Origin of the sequence: Pedobacter africanus, from assembly GCF_900176535.1 — a bacterium.
In the GTDB taxonomy this organism is placed as follows: Bacteria; Bacteroidota; Bacteroidia; order Sphingobacteriales; family Sphingobacteriaceae; genus Pedobacter; species Pedobacter africanus.
The window spans coordinates 956,097-974,510 of the sequence record NZ_FWXT01000001.1; the positions used below are offsets into that span (position 1 = coordinate 956,097).

At 43.9% G+C, this 18,414-nt stretch carries 15 protein-coding genes; 3 read left to right on the forward strand and 12 right to left on the reverse strand.

The features are described 5' to 3' along the window. Window positions 1-2 precede the first annotated feature (2 nt). From B9A91_RS03930 to B9A91_RS03960, 7 genes are all read right to left on the reverse strand, one after another. Window positions 3-788: a hypothetical protein gene (locus B9A91_RS03930; protein ID WP_084237102.1), complete on the reverse strand. Its 786-nt coding sequence runs from the start codon at window positions 786-788 to the stop codon at window positions 3-5. After that, window positions 785-1,753, reverse strand: coding sequence for a glycosyltransferase family 2 protein (locus B9A91_RS03935; RefSeq protein WP_084237103.1), 969 nt, complete (start codon window positions 1,751-1,753; stop codon window positions 785-787). The genes B9A91_RS03930 and B9A91_RS03935 overlap by 4 nt, the downstream gene beginning before the upstream one ends. Before the next feature lie 3 nt (window positions 1,754-1,756). Beyond that, on the reverse strand, window positions 1,757-2,710 hold the full coding sequence (locus tag B9A91_RS03940; protein ID WP_084237104.1) for a glycosyltransferase family 2 protein: 954 nt from the start codon (window positions 2,708-2,710) through the stop codon (window positions 1,757-1,759). A gap of 111 nt (window positions 2,711-2,821) precedes the next feature. Beyond that, window positions 2,822-4,069 (reverse strand): TlpA family protein disulfide reductase, encoded by a 1,248-nt coding sequence (locus B9A91_RS03945; protein WP_200815601.1) that lies wholly within the window; start codon window positions 4,067-4,069, stop codon window positions 2,822-2,824. Between the two features lie 27 nt (window positions 4,070-4,096). Continuing rightward, window positions 4,097-5,431: a RagB/SusD family nutrient uptake outer membrane protein gene (locus B9A91_RS03950; RefSeq protein WP_159451638.1), complete on the reverse strand. Its 1,335-nt coding sequence runs from the start codon at window positions 5,429-5,431 to the stop codon at window positions 4,097-4,099. Between the two features lie 11 nt (window positions 5,432-5,442). Then, window positions 5,443-8,970 (reverse strand): SusC/RagA family TonB-linked outer membrane protein, encoded by a 3,528-nt coding sequence (locus B9A91_RS03955; RefSeq protein WP_159451639.1) that lies wholly within the window; start codon window positions 8,968-8,970, stop codon window positions 5,443-5,445. 199 nt (window positions 8,971-9,169) lie between these two features. After that, entirely contained in the window at window positions 9,170-10,351 is a 1,182-nt protein-coding gene (locus B9A91_RS03960) for a FecR family protein (RefSeq protein WP_084237107.1), read from the reverse strand. Window positions 10,352-10,500: 149 nt separating this feature from the next. Here B9A91_RS03960 and B9A91_RS03965 point away from each other — a divergent pair, with 149 nt between their 5' ends. Further along, complete coding sequence (locus B9A91_RS03965) at window positions 10,501-10,749, forward strand: hypothetical protein (protein ID WP_144008852.1); 249 nt, start codon at window positions 10,501-10,503, stop codon at window positions 10,747-10,749. A 6-nt stretch (window positions 10,750-10,755) separates the two neighbouring features. Here the strand turns inward: B9A91_RS03965 and B9A91_RS03970 are convergent, their stop codons facing one another. After that, on the reverse strand, window positions 10,756-11,382 hold the full coding sequence (locus B9A91_RS03970) for an RNA polymerase sigma factor (RefSeq protein WP_235012454.1): 627 nt from the start codon (window positions 11,380-11,382) through the stop codon (window positions 10,756-10,758). A gap of 1,057 nt (window positions 11,383-12,439) precedes the next feature. Here B9A91_RS03970 and B9A91_RS24570 point away from each other — a divergent pair. After that, window positions 12,440-13,111 (forward strand): sensor histidine kinase, encoded by a 672-nt coding sequence (locus B9A91_RS24570; protein ID WP_394334673.1) that lies wholly within the window; start codon window positions 12,440-12,442, stop codon window positions 13,109-13,111. Between the two features lie 57 nt (window positions 13,112-13,168). Further along, a complete protein-coding gene (locus B9A91_RS03980; protein ID WP_084237110.1) occupies window positions 13,169-13,792 on the forward strand; it encodes a GyrI-like domain-containing protein in 624 nt (207 codons plus the stop codon). A gap of 50 nt (window positions 13,793-13,842) precedes the next feature. Here the strand turns inward: B9A91_RS03980 and B9A91_RS03985 are convergent, their stop codons facing one another. The 4 genes from B9A91_RS03985 to B9A91_RS04000 are packed head-to-tail and all read right to left on the reverse strand — an operon-like array spanning window position 13,843 to window position 18,398. Further along, entirely contained in the window at window positions 13,843-14,418 is a 576-nt protein-coding gene (locus B9A91_RS03985) for a DUF4199 domain-containing protein (protein ID WP_084237111.1), read from the reverse strand. Between the two features lie 14 nt (window positions 14,419-14,432). After that, window positions 14,433-15,104 carry a hypothetical protein gene (locus B9A91_RS03990; protein ID WP_084237112.1) on the reverse strand — a complete coding sequence of 224 codons (672 nt, stop codon included), beginning with the start codon at window positions 15,102-15,104 and terminating at the stop codon, window positions 14,433-14,435. Beyond that, on the reverse strand, window positions 15,097-16,356 hold the full coding sequence (locus tag B9A91_RS03995; protein ID WP_084237113.1) for a dihydroorotase: 1,260 nt from the start codon (window positions 16,354-16,356) through the stop codon (window positions 15,097-15,099). Before B9A91_RS03995 ends, B9A91_RS03990 begins: the two co-directional genes overlap by 8 nt. Further along, the gene (locus B9A91_RS04000) at window positions 16,353-18,398 is read right to left on the reverse strand and encodes a BatA domain-containing protein (protein ID WP_084237114.1); all 2,046 of its coding nucleotides are present in this window, start codon (window positions 18,396-18,398) and stop codon (window positions 16,353-16,355) included. The genes B9A91_RS03995 and B9A91_RS04000 overlap by 4 nt, the downstream gene beginning before the upstream one ends. Between the last annotated feature and the right edge of the window lie 16 nt (window positions 18,399-18,414).

An 18,414-nucleotide genomic window follows, 5' to 3' on the forward strand; every position in this document is an offset into this window, starting at 1 on the left:
ACTTAAACTATATTATGAATGATATCAGGTTCGCCCTCGCCCTTATACTCGCTCATCATTTTACGGTAGGCAATAGTGAGTGCCACACTGGATAGCGGAACAATGATAAAAGAGCTGAGCACATTGATGAAAAAAGCAATTACCGGCCATTTCAGGTAACTGAAAAACAGGTATAGTACATGAAAACCCCCAAGTACCAATAAAAGGAGCAGGATCTTGGTAAAATTCCCTTTGGTTGTGGCCAGACTGAATTTAATGGACAAAAAGGGAGGAAGGTTCTTATCGATAATGAAGAACGGAAAGAAAGAGATCCTGATCCAGGTAATGAATATGGCAATGATACCAACGGAAATCGCGATATTGGTAATGATTTCCATCCTGATCCCGGTATAAATAAAAGGAAAGGCCACCAGGATTACCAGCGAGTAAACCCCGATGATGCAAAGCATAAAATACAGCATGGCCACCAGGAAACGGATGATCTGCTTCCTTGTTGGTATCGTATCTACAATACTTACGTTAAACTCATCATCCAGCAGATGAAAAATGTATTTAAACAGCGACAGGTTAATGGTGAAATAGAACATCACAAAAAAGAATGCCATAAGCACACTCAGTCCCTTATTTACATCCTTCAGAAAAAAGGCCATTAAACCCGATGCGTTCGAGGTAATGAACATCAGGAAGCAAAGCGTTGCGATAGAAAAGTAATTCCTTTTGGTCACTGTCCAAGCTTTGCCAATTACCTCATTTACAGCAAATGTACTTTCCTTTAAAAACTCTATCATTGTTGTTTTAATACTACTCTTTTAAAAAAATCCTGCATGAATCCCAGGCCGTAGGCCGTAAGCTGGATAAACGCAGCAATAATACTCAAAAATGCAACTTTTAACGATTTATTAACCTGCCATGAATGAAAAAATATCAACATCAGATATAACAATAGCATAAAGTTACATAAATACGCTAAAGGCCAATAAAATATGTTCACAAGCAGGGTAAAAATTACGCCGCAGGTAAACACTGCCGGAAAAAAGTGAACAAGTTTAAGTTCTGCCGGAAAATGTTTATAAATATTTATCCGTGCACGGCCAAAAAAATGAAGCTGCTTATAAAATTGTGCAAAGCTGGTCCGTCTTTTATGGTAAACCTTTGCATCAGGGATCAGGCCTATTTTAAATCCCTGTTCATGTATTCGTATGCTGTATTCAATATCCTCGCCTAGTCGGGTCAGGATAAATCCACCCACCCTTTCCCAGACCTCACGCGATATGCCCATGTTAAAGCTGCGCGGGTGAAACTGACCTATGTGTTTTTTATTGCCGCGGATCCCCCCGGTCGTAAACGGAGAGGTCATGGCATAACTGATGGCTTTCTGTACAGGAGTAAAGCTCTCGTGCGCTGCATCAGGACCGCCATAAGCGTCCAGCTTGTGTTCGTACAGGTAATCGCTAACTACCTCCAGGTAGTTTTCGGGGATGAGGCAGTCAGAATCAAAGATTACAAAGTAGTCCCCTTTCGCCCTTTCAAAGCCATAGTTGCGGGTAAAACCCTGTCCTTCATTGGCTTTAAAGAAGTACTTTACATCCAGCTTATTGGCATATTTGGCTACTATGGCCTCTGCATCATTTACCGAGCCGTCTTCTATCACCAGGACTTCAAACTGGGTATAGGTTTGCCGGGTAAGCGTGTACAGCAATTCGTCTATTTCCTGCGGACGGTTATATAGCGGTATAATTATAGAGAAGAACATCGCTTACAGGATCTCCTTTTCAATCAGGTATTGGTTTCGTTCAGGCGCGTTGCGGGTAACCAGCTCGGCCACAAAACCCGTGAGGAACAGTTGAGACCCCACAATAATGGCCACCAGGGCAATGTAAAATAGTGGCTGATCTGTAACATCCCTTTTATAAGGTATAGCCATAGAGATGTGGTACAACTTAACACCTATAAGCCACAGGGCCATAAACGTTCCGACCAGAAAGCTCAGCACACCCAGCGAACCAAAAAAATGCATAGGCCTTTTACCAAACTTGCCCACAAAAAAGATGGAGAGCAAATCAAGAAAGCCATTGATAAAGCGGCTCAGCCCGAATTTGGTTACCCCATATTTCCTTGCCCTGTGCTCTACCACCTGCTCGCCTATTTTTTTAAACCCGGCCCATTTGGCAATAACCGGTATATAGCGGTGCATTTCGCCGTATACTTCAATGGTTTTGACCACGTCGCTCCGGTAAGCTTTTAAGCCGCAATTGAAATCGTTAAGCTGTATGCCCGACATGCGCCGTGTTGCTGCATTGAACAACTTTGTAGGTATGGTTTTGGTGATCGGGTCGTAGCGTTTTTTCTTCCAGCCCGATATGATATCGAATTTTTCTTCCTTTATCCTGCGGAACAGCTCAGGGATCTCGTCCGGACTGTCCTGCAGATCGGCATCCATAGTAATGACCACGTCGCCCTGCGTAGCGGCAAAACCCACATTAAGGGCTGCGGATTTTCCATAATTCCGTCTGAATTTAATGGCCCTGACGGTATCATATGTTTTTTTTAGCGCTTCAATAACGGCCCAGGAAGTATCTGTACTGCCATCATCAATAAAAAGGACCTCATAGGAAAAGTTATGCTCCCGCATTACCTTAACAATCCATTCCGTTAATTCCGGCAGAGATTCATCTTCATTAAATAATGGGATTACAACAGAAATATCCATGTGTGCTTATGAGCTAAAAAACAATTTGCAAACTTAGAGAAATTGTTCAACAAACAAAAGGCCTGCAACAGGATGCAGGCCTTAATTTATTCATAGGTAGCTAAAAATGATTTATTTCAACAGCGCGTCCAACTGTTTTCTCAACAAAGGATCGGAAGGCCTTTTGGCATCTCCTGAAACAATTTTTCCGGCCGGGTCAATCAGGATAAATCTGGGGATCGCATTGATGTTGTATTTTTTCACAAAATCAGAATCAAAGTCCTTGTCGGCCAGCAGCTGTATCCCGCCCAGTTTATTGTCTTTTACATAACTGGTCCATTTGCCCTTATCTTTCTGCTGGTCTACCGATAAACTCACAAAATGGATGTTCTTTCCATGATAGTCTGCCTCAACTTTAGTCAAATGGGGGATTTCCATCTTGCAGGGGCCACACCAGGTAGCCCATACATCTATATATACATATTTGCCGCGCAGGGATTTTAAACTTACCGTTTTGCCATTTACATCTGTATAGTTGAAATCTGGCGAAAATGCATTTGCCGTCATCATTTTATAATTGGCATATACTTCTTCCATCTCTTTTTTATAATCGGCATTGCTGGCCTTCGCCATAAAATTACGATAGGCCGCTTCTTTGGCTGCATCATTTCTCACTGTTTTGATCACAGTACCCGTACCTTTATAAAAAAGATAATCTTTAATATAGCCTGCCGGCAATTCATTCTCTATTACCTTTAGCTTCACCACATAATTACCTTCATAGCCTAGTGTGGTATCCGATTTGTATTTCGTATTTCTGAGCTCGCTGATCTTATCGTCCAGCCAGGCCCTGTAGGATGCCGACCTTTTAAAAAGCGCTTCATCGTTTAATGTAGCTTTTTCATCGATAATTTCCCTCATGCGTTTTCTTTCTGCCGGTTCCATACGTTTGATAAAGGCCTTTTTATGCGCTGCATCCATCAACTCGTTAAATTTAGGATCAGTTCTCCGCTTCTCCATGAGCTGCATCAGGTTGCTCATGCCTACAGAATCCATACCATACACACCCACATACCTGTCCAGTACCCGGCCGGCATAAAATTCTATATCCTTTAACATCAAATCTTTAAGCTCGACATTCTTTTCTGCACCGGCCTGTTTGTTCATCTCGGTTTTAAACCCGGCCAGCCGGGCCAGTACTTCTTCTGAAGGCATCACGTAAAGCTTGTGCAGATAGTCGCCATTGGCCATAGGTATGTATTTAGCAAGCACCTTTTGCTTGTCTTTTACCAGGTCATCAGTAAGTTCTTTTTTGTTTTGGGCAAAGCTGTGCAGGCTCGATATACCTGCAAGCAATACCAATGCTATTGTTGTTCTCATTATTTCGGTTATTGTTTGTGAATTCTGTTAGGGATGATTTTTCGCCATACCGGGATTGAACTTTAAAACTCTTACAGGGATCTCAAAAGTGTAATTTGGACTATGGGGTGCCAAAGTTGCTTCAACCTTTCCGGTTTCTTTGTTGATCCTTTTCAGTTCCGGCATCCGTCCTTCCTGGTCCAGCCTTTTCATGTCAAACCAGCGCATCCCACTATAGGCCATCTCCCTTCGGCGCTCGGCCAGGACTTTTTGCAGCGCTTCTTCTGGAGTACTTGCAGATTGACCGGAATTAGCTGCTTTAAACCTTTTGCTCCTGATCATATTCACCAGCGCCATGGCGTCATTTGTTTTCCCTTTTCGGGCCAGCAATTCGGCTTTGGTCAGGTACAGCTCGGGGAAAGTGATCCCGAAATTATAAAACACCATAAAGCCGATACGCTGCATCCCGGAATTGCTGGTTACTGTTAAAAATTCCAGTCTGATGTCATCTGAAGTATAATATGTTTTAAGGTCATCTGAATACAGCATGTTATCCGGTCCATCGGCATTTACCCCCATACGGTACCAGAGTACTTCCGGACTGAGGTCATAAACGGGAACCTCATAGGTGTCGGCATAGTTATTATAGTCCAGCAAACTGTGGGGAGCCTGCAAAGCAAGATCAGTATATTCCTCTGCCCTGGCATAATCTGCCATATACAGGTAAACCCTGCTCAAAACGCCGTAGGCAACATGTTTAGTGATGCGCGTCCGGTTGATATTGGTTAAGGGCAGAACCTCAACAGCAGCTTTCAAATCTGTAATCATAGATTCCAGCGTCTCCTTTATTGAAGAACGTGCAGGTGCTTTTCCGGTTACATCTGTGTTTACTGGCATAGGCATGCCTGGGTCTGTAGCTGCTGTAGCCGGATTGTAGGCTTTTGCAAATACAGTAAGCAGGTCCAGGTAATAAACGGCACGGTGCACCAGGGCCTCGCCATACACCCGCTTTTTATCTGCTTCCGGTGCATCGGTAGTTTTTAACACCCCGTTGATAATCACATTTGCATTATAGATGCGGTTATATAAAGGTCCCCATACATCAGGCTCCTTTTTTTCATCCACTGTAAGCTCTGGCCTCCAGTAATATCCATTCGCATCAGGAGTTTGAGTCAGATCACCAAAAGTGCCATCATAAAAATCATCGGTAAACCGCAACATATTTACCGGAAAAGTGCCGGTCATTTCCCTTGAATTGAGCAGCCCCTCGTAATCTGACATCTTTTCCGGAATAACCACACCTTTGGGTTTTACATCCAGGAATTTACCGCAGCCCATCAAGACTGTACTTAGCAGCAGGCCTATCATAAATTTATTTTTCATGTGCATTATTCTTAAAAATTAGTAGAAAAAGTGAGGCTGTAAAAAGGTTGGGTTTCCAGTCTTCGCGCACCGGTAATCGGATTTATAGCTTCCGGATCAATATCATTGCCGCTAAATGTGTAACGAAAAACATTCTGAGCCTGAAAGCGCAGCTGGGTATTGTTAAGTCCGGCTTTCTTTAGAAAAGCTGCCCTGGCATGATAGGTCAGCACCACATCCCTCAAACGGATGTAATCAGCTTTCCTGACAAACTCTGATGCAAATCTATAACCATTGAGGGCATAGCTCTGGAAGTACCCCGGGGCAAGGGAACTCGCCCTCACATAGCCTGGAATCCGGGTGTACTGTTCATCTCCCGCCTGTCGCCAATAATTAGAGGAACCCTTAAGCGGATTATTTGAATACGAACCAATATTGTTTGGATCGGGTTGTTCCACCCGCATTACATGTCCGCCATAATACATAAACAGAAAGGAAAGGTCAAATGCACCCAGGCTAAACTGGTTATTCAGGCCCAGTACATATTTTGGTACAGTGGTTCCATTGTAAACCATATCGTCCATAGTTACGTCTACCGCCGAACTTCCAAATGAGGCCAGTATTTTTCGGCTGCCATATTTATCGTACACAAAAGGCTGTCCTTTTTCGTTCAGCCCTCCATAATTGTAACTATACAGGGCACCAATTGGCATATCCTTTACCTTCTGGGTCCCCTCGGTAATTTCTCTGGATGAAGAAAACTCTGTTGCCTTAACTGCCAGGATCTTATTGTTATTTAAAGAGGCTGTCAGTTGGGTACGCCATTCAAACTTACTGCGCTTCATATTAAGGGTGTTAAACAGGAACTCAAGCCCCTTATTCTGAATAGAGGCCGTATTTGCCAGGTACTGGTTAAAACCCAGGGTCGGATCGGCATCAAATTCACCAAACACATCTGTTGATTTTTTTATGTACCAGTCAACAGAGCCCGACAAACGCCCGTTCAGTAAAGTATAATCCAGTCCAACATTATAATTTCGGGTGGTTTCCCAGCGCAAGGATTGGTTTTCAGGACTGGAGATCCTGTTGTAAGGAACTGCTACATCCAATAGGGTATTCAATCCATTTTGGAGGATCAGGAATGCCCCGCCCTGGGTTATCGGTATATTTCCATTGAAACCGGTGGCAGCACGCAATTGCAGGTTATGTATCCAATTGTATTTCTTAATGAATTCCTCTTCTCCCAGTCTCCAGTTTAAACCAGCAGACCACAGTGGTTTGTTCCTGAATTGAGGATCGACCCCAAAAAGATTGGACTTATCAATACGGAAGCTACCCGTAGCCACATACTTACCTTTAAAAATATAGGTTCCCTGTCCATAATAAGACATAAACCTGCGGTCGTCTTCAGTCTGATTAAAATAATCTTTCAAGTTAAAGATGTAACCTATACCATATTGTGAAAATGCTGGAGAAAATACAGAACCTAAAGCATTCATATCAATTGGCCCTGAAACGAGGGTCTGGTCATTATAACCAAAAAAACTGGTGAGATAACCCCGGCTAAGTGTCTTCTTTTGCTCCACCCCGAAAATCCCGGAAAAGTCATGGTCATCACCAAACCTATGGTTCAGATTAAATTGTCCTCTGAGGGTATAATTGTTCAGCTTCTGATTGGTCTTGCTCAATACATCACCCTTGGTCATGCTCTTAAACACTGCCCTTCCTGCATCATCCTTTAATGCGCTCATGTTCAACATCATCCTTACCTTATAGCTGTCTTCCAGGCTCAGTTTATCCAATACTGCATTCTGGCTTTCATAATTCCCGCCTATGTCCATGCTTAGCCAGTTCGTAAGTTTTGCATTAAATCTCCCCTGCAGTCTTATGGTTGAGCCCTTTGCTGTATTGGTATTACTGGTCAGTTCCCGATAAGGGTAATAAAAAGCGTCATAAAGCCCAAGGCCCATAAGTTGCTGATTCAATGCCGGACCGATATTTCTGCCAGTGCTGGTGCGGTTGGGCAGCAGTGAAACAGGAAGGGCATTCCCGTTCGCATCTGCCAGACGTTCGTACGGAAAGAAGTCCATGTAATTCGGGATGTTACCACTTTGGTCTGTATAATTGGTATAGGTAGCTTTAAAATCGAAATTAAAGCGGTCCGAAAACTTGAAGGTATTGGCCAGGTTAAGAATGAACTGCTGGCTTTCCGAGCGACGGGCAACAGGCCGTTCCCTTACATAATTCAGGCCAACCATATAGGTACTTATTTCATTACCTCCGCTGGCATCAAAGTTAACATTCTGAGCCTGCCTTCTTTGAAAAAACAATTGTTCGTATTCATTAAGGTTGTCATAAGCGCCCAGTTCTTTCAACTTCGCATCTGCCTGTGCCTGGGTAAGCAGCGGATTGGAAACTTCCAGTCGTGTTAGCCCGTACATAATTTCCTGCACAGGATCAAGTTTGGAAAAGGAACTGTATCCTGCTTTTGCGACATTAAACTTCTCTACCTGCAGCTGTACAAATTCATTTCCGGGCGCATAGCTCAGGTAACTGAAATCCGGCTTGTTCTGTATGGCGTAAGTACTGCGCAGGTTAAATATAGGCTTGCCCGATTTGCCCCGCCGTGTTTCTACAATGATTACCCCGTTGGATGCCCTTACCCCATAAATGGATGCCGCGGCGGCGTCACGCAAAACATTCACCGAAACAATATCGTTCGGATTAATGGTACGCAAATCGATCTCGGTAGGGAAACCATCAAGCACAATGAGCGGCTTTTTTACCGCATCGAAGGTAGACACCCCACGGATCGTTAGTTCGCCCGTCTGTGAGTTGTATACCAGACCGGGTACCTTGCCTTCCAGACTTTCCAGAAAGTTTCCTGTTACGGCAACACGTTGCTGGTATTGCTCTTCGTTCATGGTAGAGGCCGCCCCGGTCAGCTGATCTTTTTTGATCTTCTGATAACCGGTACTGATTACCCCTACTTCCTCCAGGTTGGCATTTTCAGGTTCAATGGAAATGATGAGCTGAGGTTTAGCCCCCATCTCTTTGGTCTTGTAGCCCAAATAAGAGATTACCAGTATGGCCTTTTCATCAATTCCCTTTAGCATAAAACTACCATCGGCACCGGTAATGACCAATCTGTTCTCATTTTTAACCTTTACCGTTGCACCCGGCAAAGGTTTTCCGTTTTCATCCAGCACTTTCCCTGCCACATCGATCCTGGCCAGGTAACTTTTCAGGGCATCAAAAAAACCAGCTTCCTTTTTTGACACAATTACCGCCTTGTTTTTCAGCACGTAAACCAGTTCCTGTTTTTCAAATATGGAATTGAGCACAACGCCCAAAGGCTGGTCCTTTACATGTATCGTTACCGGCCTTGCCAGCTTCAGGATTTCGTCGGAGTACAGAAAATCATACCCTGTCTGACTGCGCAGCTGGTTAAACACCTGCAATATAGAAGTGTTATTTTCCGACAAGGATACTTTCTGTGCTGTGCTCCTGGCACTTACCTGCATCAGCAACATAGTCATTATGACGATGGTTAATCTCATAACACGCATTATTTGACTCCCGTAACGGACTTTTCGCCCATGAGGGGAGAGATCATAAAAATTCATAAATTTGTTCTGTTTGGGTTATTAGTTGATGTTGTTATCGCAATTTTGCTAATTCGACGCCCGAACGCATAAGCCAGGGGCCTCTCACCGCCTCTGGTTTTTTATTTTCTATCGGGTCATGATCTGGTAGATTTTATCTCACTATCACTTTCCTCCCTTCCACTTTAAATGTGACCAGCTTGGTTTCTTCCAGCATTTCCAGCACCTCCTTAATGTTCTTGCTCCTGCTGATGGTACCAATTATGCGGCCTTTGCTAATTTCAGCTTCATAAACCACCTCCACATTATACCAGCGCGAAAGTTTCCGCATGACTGATGGAATACTTTCTCTGTTAAACTTGAAAAAACCGTTTCTCCAGGCCAGGGCCTCTTCTATATCTGCAGGATTTACTGCTATCTCCTGGTTTGAGACCATAGCCTGCTGTCCAGGTCTGAGCAGTGCTGTCCTGCCCATCCTGTTTAAACCACCCAAAGAAACGCGTACACTGCCTTCAAATAAGGTGGTTCTTATACTGCCCTCTTCGGTATAAGCATTAATGTTAAAATGCGTGCCCAGTACTTCCACCTCCTGTTCACCGGTTGCCACAATAAATGGTGAGTGCCTTACTTTTCCGGCCAGCTTAGCTTCTATCTTGGCAACTTCAAAATAAGCCTCGCCTGTAAGCTCCACCCTGCGCGCATTCACACCATCAAAACGTGCCGGGAATTTAAGTACCGATGCTGCATTAAGCCAGATTTTTGTACCATCAGGTAGTACTACCTGGTATTGTCCGCCTTTCGGTGTGCTTACCGTCAATTCGCTGGATGCTTTCCATTCCGCCCTGCGATTTCCGCCCAGGGAATCCCCATCGCTGTAAGAGACACCGGAAGCGTTGATTACCAGAGCTGTTTTTGATCCGCTTAAATTTACCTTCTGGCCATTGGCTAAAGTCAACACTGCAGTGTTGGTACCTGCGCTTATCATTTTCGCATCGGCAAACCGCCTTTCTGTATCAAAGTTTTTATGGGCCAGGAAAAAATACAACGCCATCCCAGCTACAAAAAACAAACTAGCCGCCACAGCAATTTTTGGCCATAGCTTAGCCACAGCCGTTTTTTTACCGGCAGGCATCATCAGTTTTTGCCTGATATTCTGGTACAGCCTGGTTTTTATAGCTTTGGCATCTTCAGGCTCAGTAGTAAATACCAGCTCTTCCTCAGGCCCTTCTGCTAAACCGGAGGTATACCAATGGTTAAGGGCTGCCTTTTCTTCTGCTGAAGCAGTACCCTCTAAAAACTTTTTTGCCAGATACTTCAGGTCTTCTTTATTCCTCATAACAGCATGCTTTTGCGCACATTTAAACCTATAGAGTATAATTGTACAGTTTTACCCTTAGTAGGATTCCCATTTTTTATTGTTTTTTCAAAAAAAAAGCAAAACATTCTATAAATCAACTTGTTAAACCCATTACCAATAGCAGCATCATGGAACAGTTTAGAATAGAGGTGGCCGATAATGATGGATACGGACACTTTTTTAACATCAAAATGCTCGACATGGAGCATTTCCAGATTTTTGACGACCGGCAGCAACGGATGGCAACAATCGAAATAGAGCAGGAAGAACCACACCATTACCGGCAAAGCCTGGATTGTAAAATAGGCCTGCCCTTATTGGATGCCATTAAAGACAGCATCATGCTTCATGAAGAACTTACGGAAAACCAGATTTAAATTGCATTAAAACAGCAGGTGCATTGCATTTCCCATATTTCCTCTAATGGTCTTCAAAGCTTTTGTAAGGTGTGCTTCTGCTGTTTTTTGTGAAATGTTCATTTCCTGCGCTACTTCGGCCAATGGCCTGTCCTGCAATTTCACATATTGAAATACCAGCCGGCATTTTTTGGGCAGCTGGTTGGAAAGCTCAGCAATAATTTCCAGCAACAGCTTATGTTCCAGGTCTGCATCAAATGAAACCTGATCTCCAAGCTGGCTCTGGTAATCTACTGCGTTGTTTTTATCACGCTTATCTTTTGCAAGGTAACGGTAGACCTCGTATCGGGTCATGGCAGCCAGATAAACGGCCAAAGATTGGATAGCCAATTCTGCTCTTTTTTTCCATAGCAATACAAAAACATCCTGCACTACTTCTTCAGCGGCTTCCTGCTGCTTCAGCATCCTGTGCGCAATGTAATAGAGCTTGTCCCAATACCTGTTGTAAATTTCCTTATATACGGCTTCACCCCCCGCTTTTAGCAAAGAGGCCAATTCATTATCGTTCAGCTCCGTATAAACAGTCATACCATTAATTCCCGATTCAAAAATAGGGAAATTCGTCCAGCTTTCCTGCGCTCCGCTTTGCTTCATAAAAAATACTTATTTTTGCAGTTAAATGAAATCTACCCATACCATAACCCTGGCCAGGAAAATGCTGCTGGCTTTTCTGGCATTTGTTATCGTGCTTGCGATAGCTGCCATTATGGTACGCAATACCATCACCCAAAAATTAGCGGACATCTCTAAACTGGCCAGCAATGTAGAAAACAGGCTGAAACCAGAACAGGCGCTTTTGCTGCTGCACCAGGCCGAAGATGATTTTCAGGAATCGCTGCTGGATGTAAATGGCCCCAAAAGCATTGAATATAAAACCAAACTTACACAAGCCTTTAACAAAATAGATACCCTCTTAAAGACCCAGACAGATACTACACAGCTAAGTGCCGCACAAAGTAACCAGGTGAAAGCATGGTACCAGAAAAAGCTGGAGTTATCCGACAGGCTCTTTGCCCTCAAGCATAATTTTGATTCCCTGCTTACGGTGTATTCGGAATTCAACAAACAGGCTGACCAAAATAAACAGCCGGTAGTTACCACGAATGTAAAAAGCAGGAACAAAACCATAAAAAGCAATACCGACACGGTGCTAAAAGCCATAACCGTAGAAAAGAAAAGCCTATTTAGCCGCTTAAAAGATGCCATTTCCAATAAAAACAGCAATCCCAATGGTGTCATTGAAATTACCCATAACAACAACACCAATATTTCCGATCGGGCCACCCAGAAAATCATCGCGCGCGACCGGTTGGACAATGCGAAAAAACTACGTGAGCTGCAATTGCAAAATGTAAAATTACTGAGCATGCAACGCGAACTGATTGGACTCAATACCCGCATTAGCAACGAATTGGAACGCATTGTAAATGACCTCAAGGAGCTGAATTACAACATGGCCGACCAGCTGAAAGGAATGGCCTTTAAGAATTACCAGGAAACCACAGCCCTGCTGAACAAATTTTATCTGGCCTCGCTGTTCCTGGTATTGGCATTTGCGGCACTGCTCATCCTTTTTATCGTGCAGCTCAACAAGGCAGAACTATTGCTGCGCAAAGAAAACGACCGCGCGGTTAATATGGCCCGGCAAAAAATGGAGCTGCTGACCCACATGACGCACGAGATCAGAAATCCGCTTACTGCCATAAAAGGCTTTTTATATGTGTTCGCCAAAACTACGCTCACCCAACGGCAGACAGACATGCTGGAATCGATCAAAGGTTCCTCGGAAATGTTGCTGCGTACTTTAAATGACACACTGGATGCCGCAAAAATGGAAAACAGTGAACTGAAGATCAATGCCGAACCTTTCCAGCCCTATACTACTTTGAACCAGGTTGTGGAAAGCATGAGCTATAGTGCTGCAAAAAAACAGTTGAACTTGAGTTATAACTTTAAAGGCGAGCAGGAAGCAACTGTAATTGGAGATGATTTCAGGCTCAAGCAGGTGCTGGTTAATTTGCTGAGCAACGCCATAAAATACACCAATGAGGGTAGTGTAACCATAAATGCCGAATTGCTTTTGGGTGAAACCAATACCCTCCAGGTAGATGTAGCAGATACCGGTAAAGGCATCAGTGCCGATCAACAGGCTAACCTCTTTTCAAAATACTACCAGACCAGCTCTGCCAAAGGGCAGGTGGGCACAGGCCTGGGCCTGTTCATCTGCAAGCAGCTGGTAGAAATGCAGGGTGGAAAGATCAGCGTAAAAAGCAGCCCCGAAGCAGGGTCTACTTTTAGCTTTTACATTCCATACAAAAAATAAACACTGCCATAGGGTTGTCAGTGCTCCTCCATTTATTTGCCTAAAATAACCGGAACAATGGAAAAATTAGATCTGACAAAACAGCACAAAGCGTATTACAGCGCTACCAGCCAACCTCAGCTGCTGGATATACCAGCTGCACATTTTTTAGCGATAAGAGGCAAGGGAGATCCCTCAGGTAAACCCTACCTGGATAGGATTCAGGCCCTCTATGCTACCGCGTATACGATAAAGTTTATGAACAAAGCTTTGAGCAAAGATTTTGTTGTGCCCAAACTCGAAGGTCTCTGGAATTTTGATGAGGAAAAATATGCCGGTCTCCCCATTCATGAAACGCCTTTGACTGTACCCCGCAGCGAGTGGAATTACCGCATGTTGATCCGTATGCCCGACTACGTGACCAGTGAACAGCTGGCGGTTGCAGTACAACAGATCATCAGCAAAAAACAAATCCGGCTGGCGGCCGATGTAGAACTTTACCAGATGCATGAAGGTAAAGTTGTGCAAATGCTGCACACCGGTCCTTTTGCCAATGAACCGGAGACCCTGCAGATCATGATGGATTTTATGCTGGCCAGAGGCTTAAAGAAAAATGGCGACCATCATGAGATTTATCTCTCCGACTTTAACAAGACTGCCCCGGAAAAGTTAAAAACCATACTTAGGGAACCTGTTAAATAAAAAAGCCTTCTTTCTGTTTAGAAGGAAGGCTTTTAATGCTTTCATGAAGTCTATTCTTCAAATACAGCCAGCGGGCGTTCTTTTTTGAAAATGGCACCAAACAAGAGCGCAAATACAAAAACGATGATGATACCGATCACATGTCCCTGTATATTCTGCATCACTGTACCATGTGCTTTCTTTTCAAAATCAGCATTCATCTCTTCTATTTTTTTATCAATAGCTTCCTGCTCCATTCCCTGTTTTTGCATCATTTCGGAGGTTGCATCAATAACGGTAGATTGGATGCTTGTTGCCATATCTGGTTCAATAAATTTGGTAAAAACCAGGTTTCCTGCTGTGGAGATCACATAGGCGATCAAAAACATGATAAATATACCAGAGGTGGCTTGCCGCAGGTTCCAGAAACCACCGATCTTTTTCCTGAGGTCTATGCAGAAATATATGGCCACGCCAAGGGGGATCAGCAGGCCAACCAGGATGGGGATCAGAAAAATGGCCATCATAGAAGATGCATTTACCAGCAGGTAGGCAGATATTACACCCAGCACCAGTGAAATAAGTCCTAATCCTATTCCATTTTTGGCCGCCTCGGGCTTTAAATTTTCTAAAGTTTGCGTCGTCATGGTCTTGTTTGGATTTAAGCTACATTAAATGCAGCAATTAAAGTATAAACTGCAACATCAAATTCCTTATTGGCACTATAAACCTCCAGGTCTTTCAGCACCTGATCGTTGGCCTTTGGCTGGTGAAAGAAAACCATGAATGGCACAAAAAGTTCTTCCATCTCTTCACCCAGTTCAATCATTCCGGCATGACTGCAAATGTCCTCAACACTGCTGTCTACCAGCTGCTGGTTACTGATCAGGTCTTCATAAATATGAAATTCGTCCTGGAACTCATCTTCTTCTACCAGCAGGAACTCTTTAAGAAAATCGTCCAGTTCTGGTTTGATCTTTTCATCATGGCACTCGTTGATATATAGCAGCAAGTTCAGTAATTCCGTTCCCCGGTCAATCGTTTCTTCTTCTATATCCGCCCATTCTTCAGAATCCAGATAATCTTCTTCCAGTTTTTTGACATCGTTGGCGAAGAAATTGATCATCAGCAAATCAAAAAACACTTCTCTTAACTCCTCAAAAGCCGGATGTTCATCAAAAGCCCCGTCAAACTCTTCCACTTTTTCCAGAAAGCCGATGTCTTTGCTGAACACAGTTATCAAACTTTCCTCCAGCGCAAGCGGATCCTTACCAGAAACGGCACCAAACCTATCTAACGACGCAATTAGCGCTGTTTTTACATGATTATCCATACGATTGTATTTGTTTATTATTGTATACCAGTCTTACTTTACCGGTTAGTTTTTTATTCAAAAGTGGAGAATTACCCGATTTAGAGAAATTGTTTTCTGCATTGTACAACCATTCTTCAGCCGGATTATACAGGGTGAAATTGGCTTCAGCACCTTCTTCTATTACAGGTACAGGCAGGCCAAGTAGCTTGCGCGGATTTATGGAGAGTTTCTCGGCAATTTGCCCCGCATCCAGTCCGGCTTTCAGCAACAAGGGCAGCACAGTTTGCAGCGCGATTATCCCATAGGCCGCAATCTCGAATTCCACATCTTTCAATTCTATTTCATGCGGACGGTGCTGCGAGCTTATGGCATCGATAATCCCCTCCTTTAGGCCACTTAACAAGGCTTTAACATCCGCTTTACTACGCAATGGCGGCTTTACTTTATAGTTGCTGTCAAAATCGTTCAGCAGGTCTTCGGTAAACACCAGCTGGTGTGCAGCCACATCACAGGTAATTTTTACTCCGTCTTTTTTGGCTTTCTTAATCAGTGCTACCGATCCGGCTGTAGAAATATTGCTGATGTGGACAGGGGCATCATGGTATGTGGCCAGGAATATATCCCTGCTGATGTGCATTTCCTCGGCCAGGGCAGGCAAACCTTTCATCCCAAGCAGCACACTGTTTTTACTTTCGTTGATCTGCGATTTACCGGCTATCGACTTGTTTTCAGGATAAACCATCAACAGGGCATTAAAGCCTTTGGCATATTGCAGGGCACGGCTCATGAAGCCATCATCTGAGATGGGTTTGGTCCCATCGGAAAAGGCTACCGCACCCGCCTGTTTCATGTCATAAAGTTCTGCCAGCTCTTTACCTTCCAGTTCCTGACTGATGGCACCCACCGGGTGTACATCCACCAAGTTGTTTTTTGCCTTGTTCACAATATAAGCTACCTCAGCCTTAGAATGCACTACCGGTTTGCTATGCGGCAGTACTGCCAGGCCGGTAAAGCCTCCTGCCATTGCAGCGGCAGTACCTGTAGCGATATCCTCTTTAGTTTCAAATCCCGGATCCCCTATGGCACAGTTCAGGTCAAAAAAACCAGGCGAAAGTACCATGCCCGAGCCATCAATTTCCAAAGCAGCCTTTGCAGCCAAGCCCTTACCCATTGCAGCGATCTTTCCCTGTTCTACATGTACATCACATTTTTGCTGATTAAACTTGCTGCCGGGATCGGCAATGGTTACGCCCTTGAGGAGAAGATTCATGTTGTTTGTATATTTTTTTTAGTATTAAAAAATCTGATCAGTAATATTTCAATGGCCAAGAAAACAACAGCCAAAATTAGGCAAAGTTTCCATAACTCGCTGCTGTTATTTTTCAACCCTATATTCATGGTCTGTGCGTCTTTTTTAGCATTGTAAAATGCAATATCCTGTTTGGCAAACAGGGCTTTCAATTCCGCTTCACTGGCATAGTGCATGTCCGATTCCAGGCGGTCATCATTAAAGGCAACAACCGACAAAACGGAATCAGCCTTTCTTAACTCGTAAAAGCCTGCTTTTTTTACCTGGTCGGCCACATACAATAACGTCTTTCCCGGCGTTTGCCTGATCTCTGGGATGACCTCAAACTGATCAGAGACCAGCTTTAAAGATTGATTGGCAGCCAGATTTATTTTTGCATTTTCCAGCACCGTACTTTTTCCAACCGTATAATAAAAAGGCTGCTCCCTGCTGCTGGCAAATGCGATTTTAAACATTAAGGGCACAAACACCGGATGCCGGGCCAGGTTCCCGTCTTTGGCATCCAGAGAGCTCGCCGCTAGATAAGCCCTGCCCTCGCCCAGGTCGTACCTGGCAAAAAGGAATTTGTTTAAAGGCAGTTTCAAGATTTGCTCCTTGCTCCCTATATTCCGTTCAGCATAACTAAAATACCGGTTTACCAGAGGCAGGTCCATTTGTTGGGGTACCTGCTCAAAGACGTCTTTAAAAACAGCATTTTTCAGTTCTATACTGCTGGCAATAGGAGGTCCTACATTAAGCTGCTGTACCGCCGGCAAGTTCAAGGATGTTAAAAACGAGGTGTAGGCAGCAGCATTTGCATCCAGATCCGGAAATATCACCACCGAACCACCGTTTTGCAGATATAACTTCAACTGCTGCGCCACGCCGGATGAAGGTTCTTTTAATCCATTCAGCACAATAAGACTGTACCGCGGAAAATCGATATACCGGATATTTGACTCTGGCATTTCTGTCAGCTTAAAATAGGCATCTGTTGCAAAAACAGATTTAATGGATTTTTCGGCCGGGTTACCATTAATGCTAAGCACTTTCAAATCCTGCGCCACCTTAAACGTAAAGTTCAGCTCATCATCAAAGGTTAAAGGAAAATCCTTAATGCTCAGGTGCCCTTTCTGCCAGCCCACTTTAAGTCCGCTGAACGAAAGCGTATCTTTTAAAGACTTACCAGCCGGGATGTTAACATTGCCTATTGCTTTTTGCTGTGCATTAATGTTCAGCTTTATCGGCAGATCTGAGGCATCCTCATCTCCATAATTGTGCAGTTGCACCACCAGCTGCTCTGCCTGGTTGGGTAAGTGAACAGGAGAAAGGCTCCATATGCTATCTACGGCTATATTGGGTAAGCTGTTTGCATTTAACCTGATAAAAGAATAATTCACTGCAGGATTGGTCTGCATTGCCCTGGATCCCACAAAACTCTTCTGGAAGTCGGAAAGCAGGTAATTCATTTCATTTTTATTCGCATCCAGATCTGTTTCCATCCGGTTAATAATCTGCTGCAGTGACCTGGTTGCTGCACTGATTTTGATATCGCCGAGCAGACTGATGAATTCTTCACGGTTCACCGCCCGTTGGTGCCTGCCTTCAAAATCATTGGTCAGCAGTTTAAACTGGTCGGTCATACCGTAGGCATTGGCTATCTCTTTTGCTTTACGTTTGGCCTCATCCAGCAGGTTACCTTCTTTGTTCAGGCTTTCCATGCTGTAAGAATTGTCGATATAAACACTAACCAGATTGCGGCTGCCCTGCTGTTTATTTTTAGCCGATGGGATAAAAGGCCTGGCAAAAGCCAATACAAGAAAAATGATGGCCAGCATACGACTGAAAAGGATGAGCAGGTGCTTCAGTTTTTCCCTGGAAGAATTTTGCTCCTGTACCTCTTTTAAGAATTGTACATTGCTGAAATATACTTTTTTGAATTTCCTGAAATTGAACAGGTGGATTACAATAGGAATGGCTATTGCTAACAGCGCAAAAAGAAAACCTGGATATAGGAAATTCATTAAAAAACAAAGTTAG